Source organism: Parabacteroides sp. AM58-2XD (genome assembly GCF_003463685.1).
Taxonomy (GTDB): domain Bacteria; phylum Bacteroidota; class Bacteroidia; order Bacteroidales; family Tannerellaceae; genus Parabacteroides; species Parabacteroides segnis.
Genome location: NZ_QSDP01000014.1, coordinates 30,284 through 47,588 on the forward strand (window position 1 = coordinate 30,284; position 17,305 = coordinate 47,588).

Below are 17,305 nucleotides of genomic sequence, written 5' to 3' on the forward strand. Positions count from 1 at the left end.
AATTTCGTCCCAAACGATAATTGTGCAAAACAGTTTCTTCTCCTGTCCTGTTTTTTATATAGCTTTGCAACACTATGTATAACAATTAAAGCAAAAAGAAAATGTTTAAGAACAAAGCTTTGTGGATTACAATTGCCATTATCGTGGTACTTTTATTTGCCGGTTACTCCTGGGTAAAAGGCACTTACAACACAATGGTTACACAAGATGAAGGAGTAAAAAATGCCTGGAGCCAGGTGGAGAACCAATACCAGCGCCGTATGGACCTTATTCCTAACCTGGTAAATACAGTCAAGGGATATGCAACGCATGAAAAGGAAACCCTGGAAGGTGTGGTAAGCGCCCGCGCCGAGGCGACCAAAACAACCATCGACCCATCCAACCTGAACGAAGAGTCGATGAAGAAATTCCAGGCTGCGCAAGGGGAACTGAGCAGTGCCCTCTCCCGCCTGATGGTCGTACTGGAACGTTATCCGGACCTGAAAGCCAATCAGAACTTCTCCGAATTGCAGGCACAGCTGGAAGGCACAGAAAACCGTATCTCGGTAGAACGCAAGCGTTTCAACGAAACGGCGCAGTCTTATAATACCTATATCCGCAGTTTCCCGACCAATATCCTGGCCGGTATGTTCGGTTTCCAGCCGAAAGCCTATTTCAGTGCGGAGAGCGGTGCGGAGAAAGCTCCGAAAGTTGAATTCTAATCCGATAAGTTCAGGTAAAGGATGAGAAATCTGAATAGAATACTAACGGGTAAACATCTGCCGACTCTATGGTTGGCAGTCTTACTGCTCGTATCCCTTTTCCCGTTACATCTCTCTGCGGCAAAGGATTACACAGTCGAAACGATACCTAACGTACGCCTTTCCGACCGGAGTAATCACGTAAGCAACCCCGACGGAATCATACGGCCTCAGGATGTCGACCGCATCAACCGCCTGTTGCAGATTGTAGAAGACAGCCTGGGAATAGAAGTTGCCGTCGTTGCCGTTGAAAGTATCGGCGATAACGATGCCCGCATGTTTGCCACCGACCTGTTCCAACACTGGGGATTGGGGAAAAAGGACAAAGACAACGGACTTCTGATACAGCTTGTTACCGAACCTACGCAACGCTCCGTCGTTTTCGAGACGGGTTACGGCATAGAAGGAGTCCTCCCGGATGCAATCTGCTATCGTCTGCAACAGAGATATATGATTCCGGACCTGAAAGCGGGTGATTATAGTGCCGGTATGCTGAAAGGCGTAGCCGCCGTAAAGCAATACCTGATGGCAAGCGATTATGAGCGTGCCGCCATGACGGGAGGAAACACAAACAGGCAGTCGGAAGGTGATAATCTTTCCCTGTGGTTATTCATGATTATGATGATTGTATTTCCTGCCGGAATCTTTATTCTTGTATCCTTCCTCAAATATCGTCCCCGTATCTGTCCCCGTTGCGGACAGAAGACGCTGGTATATGTCGGTCAGCAAGTTATACAGAGGGCTACTTACCAGTCGGAAGGACTGGCAGAAGATACGTACCGTTGCAAGAATTGCGGTTATACCGAAAAGAAAAACCGGAACATCAGCCGGCTAAGACGTAGCACAGGCCCTATCATCATTGGTGGCAGCGGACGAGGCGGAGGCTTCGGAGGTGGTTTCGGTGGCTTTGGCGGAGGACGCTCGGGAGGCGGCGGTTCCATCAGCCGTTTCTAAACGCCAGGTCCCTGACTTCTAAAGTACAGGTCCAGACAAACTAACACAAAGGTCAGGACTCACTAATACCAGGGTGTACAGGATAATCAATTATGGTGTACACCTTGGCTAACTACCCTGTACAGCCTACCGGAGTAAGGTGTACAGGGTAATTTTACGTTGTTACTACTTTTCAATTAGTTTCTATGCTTCTTTGAGATAAAAAATAAAGGGAAACGAGCTAGTTGTTAACTACTCATTTCCCTTTTATATAAGTAAATATTTCTCTCTACACAAAAGTTTCCGGATTTTATCTGCCATCTGTCATATTCACTCGTATATAACTGTCTACAAATCACTTACAGCATTGCAAATAAAAGTTCTATTTGCAATATCGTCTGTCATCTGTCATCCGGTGAAGGCTTATTCCTACAACTACTTCTGCCTTGCCATCTGTTGATTATAAAGCGCTCATGCATACAAGTGAACCTGCAAAGGCTTTTAAACGAAAAACTCTTATTCTTCACGGATATAGTATTCCGACAGGATATCCCGTACCTTTTCCGGTGTAATTCTTCCGTAGACTTTACCTCCTATCGTCACTACGGGAGCCAGTCCGCAAGCCCCGACACAACGCAGGCAGTCCAGAGAAAACAGACCGTCGGGGGTGGTCTCTCCTATCTTGATTTCCAGTTGACGCTGAAATTCGTCCAGTACTTTCTCGGCTCCCCGCACATAACAGGCGGTTCCCAGACAGACGGAAATAGGGTATTTCCCTTTCGGAGTCATGGTAAAGAACGAATAAAAGGTGACTACACCATACACACGGGATACGGGAATATGCAGTTCGGCCGCTACCATTTCCTGCACTTCGCGGGGAAGGTAACCGAAGATTTCCTGTGCTGCGTGCAGGATATTGATTAGCTCGCCGGGGTCGTTGTCATGCTCTTTGCAGATAGCATGCAGTTCGTTTACTTTCGGTTGGGGCAAATGTATCTTTTCCATGGCTTATTCGTCTTTATCAGTTTCCAAAAACATATTGACTACTTCTTTGCGGTCGAAGTAATGAGTATGCAGTAATTCATGCGCCTTTGGTCCGCAGGGTTCGCCCAGGTATTCTTTATATAACTGCTGAATATACGGATTCTCATGGCTTTTGCGGAGCGGTTTGCTTTCGTCTTCGCTGTAAAGGGCGGCGGCACGTTTACGCAAAACATCCATCCTTCCCTGATGGAAGGGTTGGCCGCCACCTCCGATGCAGCCACCGGGGCAGGCCATTATCTCGATAACATGATAAGGAGACTTTCCGCTTTTTACTTCTTCAACCAGTTTACGGGCATTACCGAGACCGTGGGCGATACCTATCTTCACGGGAACGCCGTCAAAGTTAATCGTTCCGCTACGGATACCTTCCAGTCCGCGCAATTCCTTAAACTCGATTCGTTCGAGCGGCTTCTTCGTATATAGTTCATAGGCTGTACGGCAGGCAGCTTCTATAACTCCCCCGGTAGTTCCGAAGATAACTCCGGCACCGGTCGATTCGCCGAGAGGATGGTCGAAGTCGCTGTCGGGAAGTTCGTTGAAGTTTATATTGGCATAACGAATCAGACGGGCCAGTTCACGGGTATAGATGGAAATATCTACATCCGGATTTCCTTCTACGGCAAACTCCGGACGGCTGGCTTCATATTTCTTTGCCAGGCAAGGCATGATGGAGACAACAACTATATCTTTACGGTCTACTCCCAGCTTTTCTGCAAAATAACTTTTGGCTATGGCTCCGAACATCTGTTGCGGGCTTTTGGCTGTAGACAGATTATCACGCAACTCCGGAAAGTGCTGCTCGACAAAGCTGACCCAACCGGGACAGCAACTGGTCATCATCGGTATTTTCACTTCTTCATCCCCCGAAAGATATTTGCTGAGACGCTGAAGAAGCTCCGTTCCCTCTTCCATAATGGTCAGGTCGGCCGCAAAGTCAGTATCAAAGACATAGTCAAAACCTAACTGGCGAAGAGCCGATACCATCTTTCCGGTAACCAATGTGCCCGGCTCACAGCCGAAGTCACGTCCGAGGGCGGTGCGTACAGCCGGAGCAGTCTGGGCTATCACAATCTTAGCCGGATCAGCCAATGCATCCAATACGGGCTGCTGGGTATTGCGGCCGCTCAAGGCATTTACCGGGCAGACGGAAACACATTGTCCGCAATAAGAACAGGTACTTCCGGCGATATCACGCTCAAAGGCTGTAGAGACGGCTGCGTTGAAACCGCGGTTGACGGCCGTCAATGCTCCTACAGTCTGAATATTGTTACACATCGTTTCGCAACGGCGGCACATGATACATTTATTCATGTTACGGACGATGGAAGGAGAACGGTCTATCTCAAAGGTGGATTGTTCTCCTTGATACCGTATTTCACGGATACCCAGGTCGTGGGCTATTGTTTGCAGTTCGCAATATCCGTTGCTGCTACAGGTAAGGCAACCGGCCGGATGGTTGGACAGAATCAGTTCCATCACTGTCTTCCGGGCATTCATTACCCGGGGAGTATGGGTCCTTACAACCATTCCTTCCGTACATTCCATCTTACAAGACGGGGCCAGGCTACGGCGGCCTTCAATTTCCACTACACAGATACGGCAGGCGCCGGGATTGTTCTCGTAATGCAAATCTTCGAGTTTCATGTGGCAAAGTGTCGGGATACGGATTCCCATGCTCTTTGCTGCGTCGAGGATGGTAGTACCTTTCGGGACTTCCACTTCTCTGTTATCTATTGTTAGTTTTATGTTTTCCATATCTTTTCTGTCAACTGTCAATAATTCACTGTCAACCATTTAATGTACGTAAATAGCGTCGAACTTACATTTCTCTATACATGACCCGCAACGGATACAAACATCCGAGTCAATAGTATGGGGAACCTTCCGGCTGCCGGTAATGGCATGTACCGGACAGATTCGGGCACACATCGTACAGCCTTTGCATTTCTCCGGATTGATAAAGTACTGGGTAAGTTCGCGGCACTGGTGGGAAGGACAACGTTGTTCATCGACATGTGCCAGGTATTCGTCATAGAAGTTATCCATGGTGGAAAGGACAGGGTTCGGAGAGGTCTGTCCCAGTCCGCAGAGAGCGGTATCCTTTATAACCATGGCCAGGTTACGCAGTTTATCGAGGTCTTCGAGAGTTCCTCTGCCCGATGTAATCTTTTGCAGTATCTCATGCAGCCGTTTGTTTCCAATCCGGCAAGGGGCGCATTTGCCACAGGATTCTTCCACGGTGAAATCCAGATAGAACTTAGCCATCGCTACCATACAATCGTCTTCATCCATCACAATCATACCGCCCGACCCCATCATGGAACCGGCCGCTATCAGGTTATCGTAGTCGATCGGCAAGTCCAGATGCTTTTCTGTAAGACATCCGCCGGAAGGGCCTCCGGTCTGTACGGCTTTAAATTTCTTTCCGTCTTTTATTCCCCCGCCGATACCGAATATCACCTCACGAAGCGTCGTTCCCATCGGGACTTCAATCAGACCGACGTTGTTTACTTTTCCAGCCAGGGCAAAGACCTTGGTTCCTTTGCTCTTCTCCGTTCCTATACTGCTGAACCATCCGGCTCCTTTCAGCAGGATAACGGGGATATTGGCGTAGGTCTCCACATTATTTACATTGGTCGGACAACCTTTATATCCATGTTCACTGGGGAATGGCGGTTTAACTGTGGCTTCACCGCGTAACCCTTCCATACTATGTATCAGGGCTGTTTCCTCTCCGCAAACAAAAGCACCGGCACCATAACGTATCTGGATATCGAAAGAGAAGTCTGTACCAAATATGTTTTCTCCTAAAAAGCCATATTCCTTTGCTTGTTGTATCGCTATCTTTAAACGTTCTACGGCTAGCGGATATTCGGCCCGGATATAGACAAGTCCTTTACTGGCACCGGTACAGTATCCGTTGATAGCCATCGCTTCCACAATGGAATGCGGGTCGCCTTCCAGGATAGAACGGTCCATGAACGCTCCCGGATCGCCTTCATCGGCATTGCAGACTACATATTTCTGCGGAGCCTGCACCTTGCGGGTAATCTGCCATTTGAGTCCGGTAGGGAAACCGCCGCCGCCTCGGCCCCGCAATCCGCTATCCAGAATCTCTTTAATCACTTCACCGGGCGTCATCTCGGTCAGGGCTTTTCCTAAAGCTATATAACCGTCGCGGGCAATATATTCGTCAATGTTTTCGGGATTGATAAAACCACAGTTACGCAAGGCTATACGCAATTGTTTTTTATAAAAGTTGATGTGCTTGGAGTCGAGTATCTGTTCGTTCGTTTCGGGGTTTACATAAAGCAATCGTTCTACTTTACGTCCTTTTATCAGATGTTCGTTTACAATATCGTTCGCATCTTCGGGAGTAACCTCCACATAAAATGTATTATCCGGAATCAGTTTCACTACCGGACCTTTTTCGCAAAAGCCGAAACAACCGGTACGGATTACCTGCACACTCTCCTGTAATCCGTTCTCCCTGACAGCCTCTTTCAGATTTTGAAGTATGAGTTCGCTTTGTGATGCACGACAGCCTGTACCGCCGCACACCAAAATATAGTTGCTATATTGTGCCATTATGTAAGTATTTGTATTGGTTTGTTATTCAGGTCCGACCGCGTTGTAGTTGACCGGTATGATGTCATCCAGCAAAATTCCCTGTTTGATGTAACAGGTTATAATCTCGTCAACTTTGGCTTTGTTGACACGACCAAATACGATCGGTTCTTTGCCGGGAACAGTAATCTCTACTGTCGGTTCCGCATAGCAATAGCCCATACATCCGGTTTGAGTGACCAGGGCATCTACACGTTCCCGGTCGAGAGCTTCAATAAAATAACTCATAACTTCTTTGGCTCCGGCTGCAATGCCGCAGGTTGCCATGGCAACCTTTATCTGAACCATCTGCTCGGGATTGTTACTTTTCTCGCGTAAATCGAGGGAAGCGCGTAAAGATTCGCGCATCTTCCGAAGGTCATCTAACGTTTTTACTTTGTTCATCATCGTACACATTTAAGGCATTATTACCACATGGGTATGACGCAAACATACGTATTTCTGTTTAAATTACGGCTGTGTTTTATCCTAAAAATAAAAAAGATTTACTTGTCTTCCACCGCTCGGGTTTGAAGGACTTTGGAGTTTGGCGGCACACTGTGGGTCAGCCAAATGTTACCGCCTATCACTGAACCTTTTCCAATCGTAATACGTCCCAGGATAGATGCATTGGAGTAAATAGTTACATAATCTTCAATGATCGGATGACGGGGAACGTCGATAGGCAATCCTTCTTCATCCAGTGTAAAGTTTTTGGCTCCCAAAGTAACTCCCTGGTACAAACGAACGTGATTACCTATAATAGCTGTTTGTCCCACCACGATACCGGTACCGTGGTCTATACTGAAATATTCTCCAATCTGCGCCCCTGGATGAATATCGATACCTGTCTCGGAATGGGCCATCTCCGTGATAATACGGGGCAACACAGGGACGCCCAGCTTTAATAATTCATGGGCAACCCGTTGATGAAGAATAGCATGTACAGCCGGGTAACAGAAGATTATTTCGCTAAGGCTCTTTGCTGCCGGGTCACCATCCAGAATAGCTTTGACATCTGTTGAAAGCAGATATTTAATATGAGGTATCTTATTTATAAAGTCTATCGCAATCCGGGATGCCCGGTCCTTTGAATCGCAGCAACGGTCTACTTCAAAGCACAAACCATTATATATCTGTTCGTGGAGCAAATCATAGATTTGTTCCAGATATACCCCTGTATAATATTGAATAGAATCAACCTGTGCCTCCTGCTCGGAACCGAAGAACCCCGGAAAGATAACTTTCCGAAGCAACAACATAACTTCCCGAAGCGAAAGAACAGAAGGCGATGGCTTCTGATGCAGCGGAATATATTTATACTCCGGCAAATCGGAAGCCGACAAACGTTCTACGTTTTTTTGTATCTGGTTTAAGATGTCAGTCCTGTTCATGTCGATTCTATTTTTGCGGTACATCCCATAAAGGATCGTACGTCTTCAAATAAGAAGAATAATAATTGATCAAGAAAATGTATATGGTATCATTCAACAAGAATATCCTATAATCGACAGGCGTATTAGTCAACTTTTTAGGGAAACTGGACATTTTGGACCAGTCTTTCGTTGTCAAATTAAAACGCCAAATAACACCACCATTGTCTATATAGTATAAGCAATCTTTGAACAAAACACCCGAACAAACATTTTTCATCTCAGGCGGAGTCTTTGCTAACAAAGTCCAATCACTCCAATTACCAGAGGTATTAATCCACAATCCCCGTTCATCCGGACCATCTTCCGGTTTATTTCCTAGTCCGACAAATACACTATCACCAGAAGTGATAGAAACGCCAGCCTTTATAGGAACCTGGAAATTTCCACATCCGGTCCATTCCTTATTGACCATATCATACCGATATATGGTATCCCGCACAGCCAGATTGCCTTCACCAAGACTTTCTCCTCCGATTAAGATGATTGAATCTTTATAAACAAAACTTGTCGGAAAGATACATTCCATCTTCTTATCAGTTTCCAATGAAGCAAACTGAGTCCAAGTATTACTACTATAAGTATACAATTCAGTATACCATCTAGCACTTGTAATTCCGGCAACAGAGTAAACATTATCATCCTGTGTACAGACGGAAATACCATACGCATTCTCTTTATAAGAAGCCAAAGCGGCCCATTTATTTTCACTCGGACTATAACCGTAAAGATCTTTAACATACCCGGTACCAGAAGATCCTCCCAAAACATATATCTGATTATTCGCACAGAATGTAGCAAACTCAACACGTCCGGTTCCAGGGAAAGTGGCCAGGTCATTTCCGAATATTGAAGGAGTCGTAAAAGACTTGACCTCATTACTTGGAGTATCACCTGATTCATTGGTTGCATAAGCCCTGACAGAATAAGTCTTACCCCCCTTCATTCCCTCAATAGAAATATTAAATTTCTTATCTTCATCAAGATCAGCAGTGGTAAACTCTTTTTTCCCTTCATAATTTTTCGGACTAGGGGCAGAGGTAGAAGAATAATAAATAGCTAATTTAGTTACAGGAGTTTTCCCTTCACTTTGTAATTCTCCACCAATAGTAACAACTCCTGCATCCATGACATAAGTCGAAGGATCATTGAGAAATATAGTCGGGAGATCTCTCTTCGTTACAACTCTGATCGTATCATTACTGTATCGCGTTCCGAAAGCATTTGTTGCATAAGCAATAACATAGTAATTTGTTGCCGCTTTTAAGTTATCTATCCGAGCTTCAAAGAAGTTATCATCCCCCAAGGAAAGGGCTTGAACTGTACTGTCTTCCTCTATATTCGGTCTTCCCGGTGTTTTAATATCTGTCCCCCAGCAGAAACCAAACTCTTTAACAGCAGAATCTCCTTCACTAATCAGTTCTGCTCTTAAATCTACATAATCATATGCAGCTTCTCCCTTGATACTGATACTGCCTAATTTAGGGAGACCGTCTTTTGTTGCAAATTTCACTTTACCATCAGAACTGAATGTTCCAAATTTGTTCTTCACATAGGCTTCTACAAAATACTCCGTATTGGGTTCCAATCCTTTAATAGTATATACTAAAACACTGTCATCCCGAAGTTCTACACCTCTCTTCCTATTGAATGTCGTATCTTTTTCCGCATTAAACAAACGGAAACCATAGTCTTCATAATCACCTTCCCCTTTCTCCGCAATGATACCTTTTACATCTACCGAAGTAGCATCAACCGCATCATCATCAATAACCGATGTCTTGACCCTACCGGTACCGGGATTTGTATTGACTTTAATTGTATCTCCATAGCTGGTGCCAACTCCATTAATCGCATAAGGACATATCATGTAAGTTTCACCATCCGTCAGTTGACTTATCGTTAAGCTATATGTTCCTTTACCCTCTTTTTCTTCATCAGTAACTTTTCGGGTGCTGGAACTTTTTTCTTCCCAATACTGAAATCCGCGTTCAGTAACCGGAGAGCCATTTTCCTTCTTTATGGTAGCTTTAGCAAGAATCGTCGTCGCCGTCTTTGTAATGTCATCTCCACTAAACTTTTCAAACTCTGGTTTCAATGCATTTTGCAATCCGGTATTCATCTCCGGATCCTCCAAACAACCAAATAATAGTAAAGATAATATAGTTATTAAAAAGTATAATTGTTTCATAAGCCTATCAATTAAAAGAATACACCAACACCTGCATTCAAATCTACATATTTAAAGTTCAAAGTATTACACCCGGCACTAACAAACACAGAACCGAATTTTACCATAAAGTCCAAGTCTACAACAACTCCTTCGTGAGAGTAATCTGTATTTTTAGCCCAGTCGTTTTTCTGTATACTAACATCATCCCAACTGGTCGTTTGATATTCACACAACAATTCCCGCTTGCCATACCCCAAACCGACAGAAGTATATAGCCAGGGAGTACATTTAACGACAAGACCGGCAGAGGCAGCTAAACTGTTCACTTTCTTTTCGTTTGTAAATCTCAAGGATGTATTATCCGGATAACTTACAAATTCATCCGTTCCCCGGCATTCATAGGTGTAGTTATCAAATGACATATTGGTTTTAAAACGAGCATACCAACCGAACCTTTCCCCGACACCTCCAACGGTTAACCCATAAGGAGCCTCTATTGAAAAAGCATAACCGACAAAGAACTTCATGGGTTCTCTCGGCTTTTTTTCTTTTTGGGGTATATAAGAAATCAGCTCCATCGGCCGGCGAAGTTCTTCCAGACGATTACTCCAACTTCTGGCACGTTCCTCATTAGCCTGCGTCCCGATGCCTTCCGTATAATAATGTATCAATTGCGATATTGCTGTTGTATCGCTCTCTATTGTCGCTTTGTCTCTCAGGCAATCAAAACATCGACTCATCAGGCTACGCATGGAAGGACGCATCTTTTTATTGTTTTTCCATATAGTTGTCAATTGATCAATGCTATACGAATCACATTGTATGACACCCTCTTCATACCACATTGTCGCCATCCTGTAATCCTGACGCCTCATTGCCTCGTCGCCTTTTCTGTTATATTCAGTTTGTTGCTGTGCCATCATATATCCCGGCAGCACTGCAACAAATAAGATAAATATCCAAAGTCTTTTCATAAATACAATTAATAATAATCCGGTAAACGTTCACTAATCATTATACCTTCTGCATTATAAATATCGAACAGATCATCCTCTCTAAGAAACGCCCTATACCCTTGTTGGGTTTGATAGGCAGCCAAATACTTACATTTGATACGTTCTCTCGCATTGGCATCTATCGCTCCAAACTTTTGTGTCTCCTTTTTCTGAACGATCATGAGTTCCCCAAAAGGCTTCACTTCATCATACAGTGCTTTTCTGCCAGCCAAAAGTATCTCTTCTTCTTTGACTTTACGTTTTTCAATCAGACTAATCAGTTCATCTGTCATTTTGATTCTGGCAGCCTTACTGAAATCAGTACCGGCATCAGCAATCTCCTCTGTTGCTTTTATAAAATCAGCCGCATCACTGGATGCATCCGCTACTGCCATTTTATTTTTGCCGGAAGCGATCAATGCTTCAAACTCTGCATTCATCTCTGCTTCAGTAGGAACTGATGGTGCTGTTACCGGCTGCTTTATATCGTTAACGACAGGTTCGACTTTCTGCTTTACAGGATCGGTCTGTTTCGGAGTCGTTTCCGGTTTAACAATCGTCTTTTCCTGTGAGTCCGGTCGAACGCTGGCATTCTCTTTCTTTGATTCAGATTCAGTTTCAGATTCTGCTTCAACAACTCCCAAAGTATTGCTTTCGTCAATAACAACAGGAACAGTCGATTCTGATACAGGATTATTATTCCCTTCCGGAACAGAATTCAAAACTTCAACAACAGGAGGAACAGCTTTACTGCGCTGCACCAAAAGAGCCACCGCTGAACCTATACTTGCAAATATAATAATTAGTAAAGAAATTAACGTTACTTTTCTTTTTTTCTTTTTAGGTACTGCCGGTATATCGACGTTATTCAGTACAGTCTCATCCCCTTCATCCTTTCCGGATTGAGGCAAACGGGTCGTAAACAGAATCGTTGTCTCATCTTCTTCGAAATATTCGGGGGAAGAAATATCTTTCTTTATCTCCTCTTCTTCAACTTCGGGAAAATCCAATGCAACCAGCATTTCCGACATTGACTGGAAACGGTCAGCCGGAACAATCTCCATCGCTTTGATAATAGCCGCTTCCGTTTTTGCTGAAATGGATGGATTCAAATCCCGGGGGGAAGGCAACGGACGTGCTGCACGAAGAATGGATTCTGTGGGAATCTTCCCCGTCAACAGATTATACATGGTTGCTCCCAACGAATAAATATCCGGGCAAGGGGAAAAACTTTGCGTACCTTCATTATCATATTGTTCAATAGATGCAAACCCTTTCGATAAAGTTAACATCGTGGTACTCGTTTCCTGCTGCTCGATATCATACCGTTTACTCACACCAAAGTCAATCAGACGCGCTTTCCCGCTCTGATCAATCAATATATTGCTGGGTTTGATATCCAAATGAAGAATATTCTTCTCATGAACAAACTGAAGGGCCTCTCCTATCTGACGCATATATCTGAGAACTCTCGCTTCAGGCATTATACCCTCCTTATCCATCTTATATTTCAGACTATTACCTGAAATATACTCCATAGCAATATAGGCCGTGTCATTTTCTTCAAACACTTCCAATACATTCACAATATGGGGATGATGAACATCGGACAGGATTTTAGCTTCTTTGATCAATTTCTCTTTAAACTTCTCAAAAAGAGCCCTGCCCGTTTCAGAATGGACCTTGACAGCGAAAGAGTCAGGATCTCTGTAACAGTAATCTTTAAAAAAATATTCTTTTACACATATAGGAACTTCCGTTTTGATCGTTCCTAGCGGTCCCTTAACTTCTGTATACCAAACGCCTTTGTAAGTTATACCAAAGCCGCCCTGACCAACTACATGAGTAAGTCGATACTTTCCGTTTTGAAGAGGATATCCGTTTGGCAAATTCATAACTTTCTCGCGCTATTCTTTTTAATCTGCCAAAATTACGTTATTTATATAAAAGAATAAAGGAAAGAGAGAATATTTTGTTTTATTCCGATAGATTCACCTACATTTTGAACAGGTAAAATGTAAAAAGAAAAGTTATCTCTGGTTTTTCCGCAACAGGCAGCCATAATACCGTCTTTGATGTCTTCCGGATTGTTATAAGTGGAGAAAATAGAAGAAAGATCTTCGTTTTTAAGTCTTTCCAACACACCATCGGTACACATAAAGAAATAATCGCCCGCTTGTATATCCTTTAAAAGGACTACATCGGCTTCTGTCGGATGCTCCGATCCCTGTATGGCACGAATTATTACGTTTTTTCGCGGATGGGTCAATGCTTCTTCTTTGCTTATTTTCCCCAGTTTGACAAGCGAATTAACCAGCGAATGGTCTTCTGTCTGATAAATAATTTCTCCCTGGCGGAACTGGTAAATACGGCTATCCCCAATATGTGCCAGTGTTATTCCCGAAGCTCCGACTGAAACCATCGTTAATGTGGTAGCCATACCCTTTGCTTCCGGATGATTTTTCACATAATCGTCAAAGCGTGCCTCCGTATAACCGACAGCTTTATTAACAAACTCTTCGGTAGGTTCATCCTCTAAGAAGGTGGAAAAGAATGTCTGAAAAGATTCACAAGCTAATGAGCTTGCAATCTCCCCTTTTTCTGAGCCGCCGACACCATCGCAGACCAGAAATAATTTCTGATTGGAGTTTACCCTTTCCGGTAAGGGGTAAATAGAATCCTCGTTGTTTTGTCTACCGCCTTTTTCACAAACGGCCCAAGGCTTGCCAATCGTTATATTCATAGCACGAACAGATTTTATTCATTAAAGCGGAGAACCGTATGGCCGATAATGATCTCGTCATTGTTCTTAAGCACTACGACCTCTCCATTTTCAAGGTAATTACTATTATATAACGTATGGTTTTTACTATTATTGTCAGAAAGAAAATGTTTATACCCTCCTTTCGGGTCTTTTTTAACTTCTATTCGTATATGTTCCCTGCTCATCGACTTATCAGCCGTTGCAATTCCTATTGTAGCGTTCGAAGCGTTAGATTTACGACCAATGATTGCAATACCTTCATTGAGAGGGAAAATTTGTTCCGGTGTAGCCGAATCTCCAACAACTGTAAGCTGTCCCGTACCATTCGAAACCGGATTGACAAGAATTGTATCCTGATCCGCATCAAGTCCTTGTTTTCCCAGTTGAAGCAAAGAGACAGGAATCGGTTGTTTACACTTCGGACATTTAAAGGAGGTCAGATCGAGGGGAAGTTTCCCCTCGTCTACCTTTAATCCTACGTGACAATGTGGACATTTAACTGAAATCATAGCATAAATGATAAATCTGCTCCGTCGATATCAGTTGAGAAAGTATCATGTACGTCTGCATCCGACAAGAATATTGTGTCGTCAGATAATGTAATAAAATCTGAAACATCCATATTATCGTCATCAATCATTACGATACCAGATAAATCGTTTTCCCCATCCACATCTACAACTACCGCATCACTAAATACGGAGTCGTCACTGTCTAGTGTAACAAATGTGTATTCCTCCTCTTGCATACTGGTTTGAATTAAAATTATTCTTTCTGGAAACAAAAGTAGGAAAAGTAACGGATTAAATTAACATCTAATATTCTCTTATAATCAAAGGTTTGGGTTTTATGTACAAACTGTCCGCTTTTGAGATACGAAACAACTTATTCACTGACCCACTTTGCTTTACAGGAAGAAACAGGACATTGTTTCCTGTTCCTCAGAGATTCCCAGGGAATTTCACCCAGAAAAGTACCGCATTTAGGACATACGTAGTCTATTTTAAACCGGTTTGCAATGTCCTGAAGCTGTTGAGGAGTCTTGGAAGCCTGCTTTGCCCCCAAGTAAATGCCTATCGTCGGGGCACAGATAGTTATAAACAAACTTATAGCCAAGAACTCCGGACTTCCTTTGCCCAGAAATCCGATCACAACGCCTATCACACCGGGCAGCGCAAAAGGAAGAGACTGAAATAGTCTGGTTTTAAACTGGTTAGCCGACTGTATCTTAACTTTTTCTTGAACATAATCGTCATACACTTTCTTCAGTGCTGCAAACTCTTCACTATAATCATTATTATATTTAAGCGCTTCAGTCAAGTTCAGCACATACCCGGTCCCAAGAATAATCTTGTCCGTTGGTGTAATACGTTTCTTGACGATCTGTGAACCATTGACGAAAGTTCCGTTTGTAGAGCCGAGATCTTCCAACAACCAACAGCCATGATCCTCACGAACCAGACAAGCATGATGTCTGCTAACATGAGGATCATTCACTATAAAATCATTATCTTCAGCTTTACCGATTTTAATCTTCATATTTCACTTCCTTTGGTTCTTCCGGTTTACCCATTTCCTTTTCCAGCGATTCTTTTAGTACTTTTAAAGGATCTTTGGATATTATAAGTTCCCTGGCTTGCCTTCTTCTGTCAATAATAACAGTTTTTGCTTGGGTAAATTGATTTGCAGGATATGATTTTTATTGATGATGTGACTTTTTCCAACTCTCATTAATATCTTGTTGCATCCCTCTACCTGCTTCTCCAGTATCTCTTCTATCTTACCGATATTAATCGCAAACGTAAACTGGATTCCATTGGATAATAGTAATTTAGTATAATTTCTATCAGCTTCAAAGTAGAGTATCTGCCCTATCTTTATCCGTAACAACTCATCCCTCGTCTTAATTATTAAATACCGCTCCATACGTTGATATTGTTTTTTTAATTTTCATCAAGTAACAAATATACGGCATTTTATCTTTACCCCGGCTATATTTTATAAAGAAATATAAATGGGAAGAGGAATATTTGCGGAAAATATTCCTCTTTCATTCCTGAATACTAAGCATTTTGATGAAAATAAGTTATCTGTTAAATTTCAACTGCTTTGCAGATATAGTTTTAAACAGGAAACTAATCTCACTCCAAAGTAGGATAAAGAGGATTGCCTGTTTCATCAACTTCAGTCCAGTTTTTTACATTCACACTTGAAAATGTAACGGTGTTTCCATCGATTATTGCACTAAATAAATATGAATTACCGGCTTTTAATGCACCGTCGGGAACAGGAACATCAACGGTGTAAATTCGTGATGCACTTTCTCCGTTTGCCATTATCTCCAATGTCAAAGACATCGGTTCGGATGTTTCCAGCGGGAGCATGATATACTGAGCCAGAAAACCATTTATACCCATTTTGTCCGGTCTGTCGAATGTAGTTGCCGGAGGTATGGTTCCCGTTGCCAAATCCATGCTTGCTCCCGGTTCTGGCGGAGTGATCGTTGCTGAAATTAATTTGTTTAACTGAATGCTTTCTCCTTCCGATATTTCAATAACCACTTGTGTCGCTGCATGCAAATAAACAATCGGTATATTGATCTGTGAACTTGCCACATCCAGATTCGGATTATGCCACCAAAGGTAATCGATCCCATTGAATAAAGGTTCTGATTTTCCTGCTGAAAATTTAGACGGTATAGTAGAAAAATTATCCGATACTGCATAAAAATCAAAAATACCGTTTCCCAGATACATTTTATATCCATCCACTCCGGTTAATACTCCGGGAGCAGAAGTGATGTATAATCCCTGTGCCGAAGGAGTTCCTTTTGTCCCGTTTTGGGTAGAGGGTTCAAATACTAATACTTTGCTTTTTATTCCCTGATTCATGGGTGACATTGCACGTGTCATCAAATTACGACCTTCAATTGAAGCATTGAAAGTCACCAGATTAGTTCCTTCCGTATTATTCCCTCCCGAAGGTTTATTCTCATCACCGACCTCCAGGATTATTGTGTTTTTGGAGCATCCGGCAAAGAAGAAGATCACATAGATTAATACCAGCAATTGTGTTGTTTTGAGTAATTTAGTTTTCATAACCAGCCATTTTATAATTATTCGTCTATATAATACATTTTAAAACCTGTTTTGGTTCAAATGAGTGGCGGATATGATCTTATTTAATAAAAAAAGAGAGATACTCCATTGGATGGAATATCCCTCTTTTATCGAAGGTATAAAACCTACATTCGATTTAATTCTTCATTTTTGCATTAATTGCGCGCACTAAACGCGTCTGAATCTTCATTAAGGCAGCCAGGTCCTCAGTTTCGAAATCGATATCAGAAATCTTAGTCTTTGTTTTCTGTTCTACAACTTCTTCTCCTTTCTTAGAACCATTTTCAATGTCCTTAACTAGCTCATCCAACTGAGCTTTAATTTTCCCAATCTTCTTTGAATAATTTACTGTACGTGCCATATAATTCTTTATACATTAATGGATAATATAAAATCATTAGTACAAAAGTAATTATTATTTGAAAATAAAGAAATAAATAACCAATAATACGTACATTTTAAAACGAATTAAGAAGGATATTCAAAGAAAATACCCTT

The 17,305-nt window shown here is 42.6% G+C and carries 16 protein-coding genes and 1 pseudogene; 2 read left to right on the forward strand and 15 right to left on the reverse strand.

Annotation, left to right across the window (positions count from 1 at the left end; translation table 11 throughout):
- Positions 1–101: 101 nt before the first annotated feature.
- The gene (locus tag DXA15_RS05225) at positions 102–701 is read left to right on the forward strand and encodes a LemA family protein (RefSeq protein WP_128133348.1); all 600 of its coding nucleotides are present in this window, start codon (positions 102–104) and stop codon (positions 699–701) included.
- Between the two features lie 21 nt (positions 702–722).
- On the forward strand, positions 723–1,694 hold the full coding sequence (locus DXA15_RS05230) for a YgcG family protein (protein WP_128133349.1): 972 nt from the start codon (positions 723–725) through the stop codon (positions 1,692–1,694).
- Positions 1,695–2,189: 495 nt separating this feature from the next.
- Here the strand turns inward: DXA15_RS05230 and DXA15_RS05235 are convergent, their stop codons facing one another.
- The 15 genes and pseudogenes from DXA15_RS05235 to DXA15_RS05305 all read right to left on the reverse strand — a co-directional run bounded on the left by DXA15_RS05235 (position 2,190) and on the right by DXA15_RS05305 (position 17,168).
- The gene (locus DXA15_RS05235; RefSeq protein WP_007656762.1) at positions 2,190–2,678 is read right to left on the reverse strand and encodes an NAD(P)H-dependent oxidoreductase subunit E; all 489 of its coding nucleotides are present in this window, start codon (positions 2,676–2,678) and stop codon (positions 2,190–2,192) included.
- Positions 2,679–2,681: 3 nt separating this feature from the next.
- Positions 2,682–4,472, reverse strand: coding sequence for an NADH-dependent [FeFe] hydrogenase, group A6 (locus DXA15_RS05240; protein ID WP_128133350.1), 1,791 nt, complete (start codon positions 4,470–4,472; stop codon positions 2,682–2,684).
- A 39-nt stretch (positions 4,473–4,511) separates the two neighbouring features.
- The gene (locus DXA15_RS05245) at positions 4,512–6,305 is read right to left on the reverse strand and encodes an NADH-ubiquinone oxidoreductase-F iron-sulfur binding region domain-containing protein (protein ID WP_128133351.1); all 1,794 of its coding nucleotides are present in this window, start codon (positions 6,303–6,305) and stop codon (positions 4,512–4,514) included.
- A 24-nt stretch (positions 6,306–6,329) separates the two neighbouring features.
- Complete coding sequence (locus tag DXA15_RS05250) at positions 6,330–6,728, reverse strand: ferredoxin (RefSeq protein WP_007656771.1); 399 nt, start codon at positions 6,726–6,728, stop codon at positions 6,330–6,332.
- A gap of 101 nt (positions 6,729–6,829) precedes the next feature.
- Positions 6,830–7,717 carry a serine O-acetyltransferase gene (locus DXA15_RS05255; protein WP_010803101.1) on the reverse strand — a complete coding sequence of 296 codons (888 nt, stop codon included), beginning with the start codon at positions 7,715–7,717 and terminating at the stop codon, positions 6,830–6,832.
- Between the two features lie 7 nt (positions 7,718–7,724).
- Positions 7,725–9,947, reverse strand: a complete 2,223-nt coding sequence (locus DXA15_RS05260) for a hypothetical protein (protein ID WP_128133352.1) — start codon at positions 9,945–9,947, stop codon at positions 7,725–7,727.
- Between the two features lie 11 nt (positions 9,948–9,958).
- Positions 9,959–10,903 (reverse strand): hypothetical protein, encoded by a 945-nt coding sequence (locus DXA15_RS05265; RefSeq protein ID WP_128133353.1) that lies wholly within the window; start codon positions 10,901–10,903, stop codon positions 9,959–9,961.
- Positions 10,904–10,911: 8 nt separating this feature from the next.
- Positions 10,912–12,819, reverse strand: a complete 1,908-nt coding sequence (locus DXA15_RS05270) for a serine/threonine-protein kinase (RefSeq protein WP_128133354.1) — start codon at positions 12,817–12,819, stop codon at positions 10,912–10,914.
- Between the two features lie 44 nt (positions 12,820–12,863).
- A complete protein-coding gene (locus tag DXA15_RS05275; RefSeq protein ID WP_128133355.1) occupies positions 12,864–13,667 on the reverse strand; it encodes a PP2C family serine/threonine-protein phosphatase in 804 nt (267 codons plus the stop codon).
- Between the two features lie 14 nt (positions 13,668–13,681).
- Complete coding sequence (locus DXA15_RS05280) at positions 13,682–14,197, reverse strand: FHA domain-containing protein (RefSeq protein ID WP_010803097.1); 516 nt, start codon at positions 14,195–14,197, stop codon at positions 13,682–13,684.
- Entirely contained in the window at positions 14,194–14,436 is a 243-nt protein-coding gene (locus DXA15_RS05285; RefSeq protein WP_007656785.1) for a hypothetical protein, read from the reverse strand. The genes DXA15_RS05280 and DXA15_RS05285 overlap by 4 nt, the downstream gene beginning before the upstream one ends.
- Before the next feature lie 137 nt (positions 14,437–14,573).
- Entirely contained in the window at positions 14,574–15,227 is a 654-nt protein-coding gene (locus DXA15_RS05290; protein WP_007656786.1) for an FHA domain-containing protein, read from the reverse strand.
- A pseudogene (locus DXA15_RS05295) lies at positions 15,217–15,614 on the reverse strand (LytTR family transcriptional regulator DNA-binding domain-containing protein). The gene DXA15_RS05290 and the pseudogene DXA15_RS05295 overlap by 11 nt, the downstream one beginning before the upstream one ends.
- 215 nt (positions 15,615–15,829) lie before the next feature.
- On the reverse strand, positions 15,830–16,786 hold the full coding sequence (locus DXA15_RS05300) for a fimbrillin family protein (protein WP_128133356.1): 957 nt from the start codon (positions 16,784–16,786) through the stop codon (positions 15,830–15,832).
- A gap of 157 nt (positions 16,787–16,943) precedes the next feature.
- Positions 16,944–17,168, reverse strand: a complete 225-nt coding sequence (locus DXA15_RS05305; protein WP_128133357.1) for a hypothetical protein — start codon at positions 17,166–17,168, stop codon at positions 16,944–16,946.
- Between the last annotated feature and the right edge of the window lie 137 nt (positions 17,169–17,305).

Bases quoted from the DNA above. Each gene is read 5' to 3' on its own strand.
- DXA15_RS05250 (WP_007656771.1), bottom strand. From the start codon at position 6,728: ATGAACAAAGTAAAAACGTTAGATGACCTTCGGAAGATGCGCGAATCT.
- DXA15_RS05240 (WP_128133350.1), bottom strand. From the start codon at position 4,472: ATGGAAAACATAAAACTAACAATAGATAACAGAGAAGTGGAAGTCCCG.
- DXA15_RS05270 (WP_128133354.1), bottom strand. From the start codon at position 12,819: ATGAATTTGCCAAACGGATATCCTCTTCAAAACGGAAAGTATCGACTT.
- DXA15_RS05225 (WP_128133348.1), top strand. From the start codon at position 102: ATGTTTAAGAACAAAGCTTTGTGGATTACAATTGCCATTATCGTGGTA.
- DXA15_RS05260 (WP_128133352.1), bottom strand. From the start codon at position 9,947: ATGAAACAATTATACTTTTTAATAACTATATTATCTTTACTATTATTT.
- DXA15_RS05290 (WP_007656786.1), bottom strand. From the start codon at position 15,227: ATGAAGATTAAAATCGGTAAAGCTGAAGATAATGATTTTATAGTGAAT.
- DXA15_RS05230 (WP_128133349.1), top strand. From the start codon at position 723: ATGAGAAATCTGAATAGAATACTAACGGGTAAACATCTGCCGACTCTA.
- DXA15_RS05265 (WP_128133353.1), bottom strand. From the start codon at position 10,903: ATGAAAAGACTTTGGATATTTATCTTATTTGTTGCAGTGCTGCCGGGA.
- DXA15_RS05280 (WP_010803097.1), bottom strand. From the start codon at position 14,197: ATGATTTCAGTTAAATGTCCACATTGTCACGTAGGATTAAAGGTAGAC.
- DXA15_RS05300 (WP_128133356.1), bottom strand. From the start codon at position 16,786: ATGAAAACTAAATTACTCAAAACAACACAATTGCTGGTATTAATCTAT.
- DXA15_RS05275 (WP_128133355.1), bottom strand. From the start codon at position 13,667: ATGAATATAACGATTGGCAAGCCTTGGGCCGTTTGTGAAAAAGGCGGT.
- DXA15_RS05245 (WP_128133351.1), bottom strand. From the start codon at position 6,305: ATGGCACAATATAGCAACTATATTTTGGTGTGCGGCGGTACAGGCTGT.
- DXA15_RS05305 (WP_128133357.1), bottom strand. From the start codon at position 17,168: ATGGCACGTACAGTAAATTATTCAAAGAAGATTGGGAAAATTAAAGCT.
- DXA15_RS05285 (WP_007656785.1), bottom strand. From the start codon at position 14,436: ATGCAAGAGGAGGAATACACATTTGTTACACTAGACAGTGACGACTCC.
- DXA15_RS05255 (WP_010803101.1), bottom strand. From the start codon at position 7,717: ATGAACAGGACTGACATCTTAAACCAGATACAAAAAAACGTAGAACGT.
- DXA15_RS05235 (WP_007656762.1), bottom strand. From the start codon at position 2,678: ATGGAAAAGATACATTTGCCCCAACCGAAAGTAAACGAACTGCATGCT.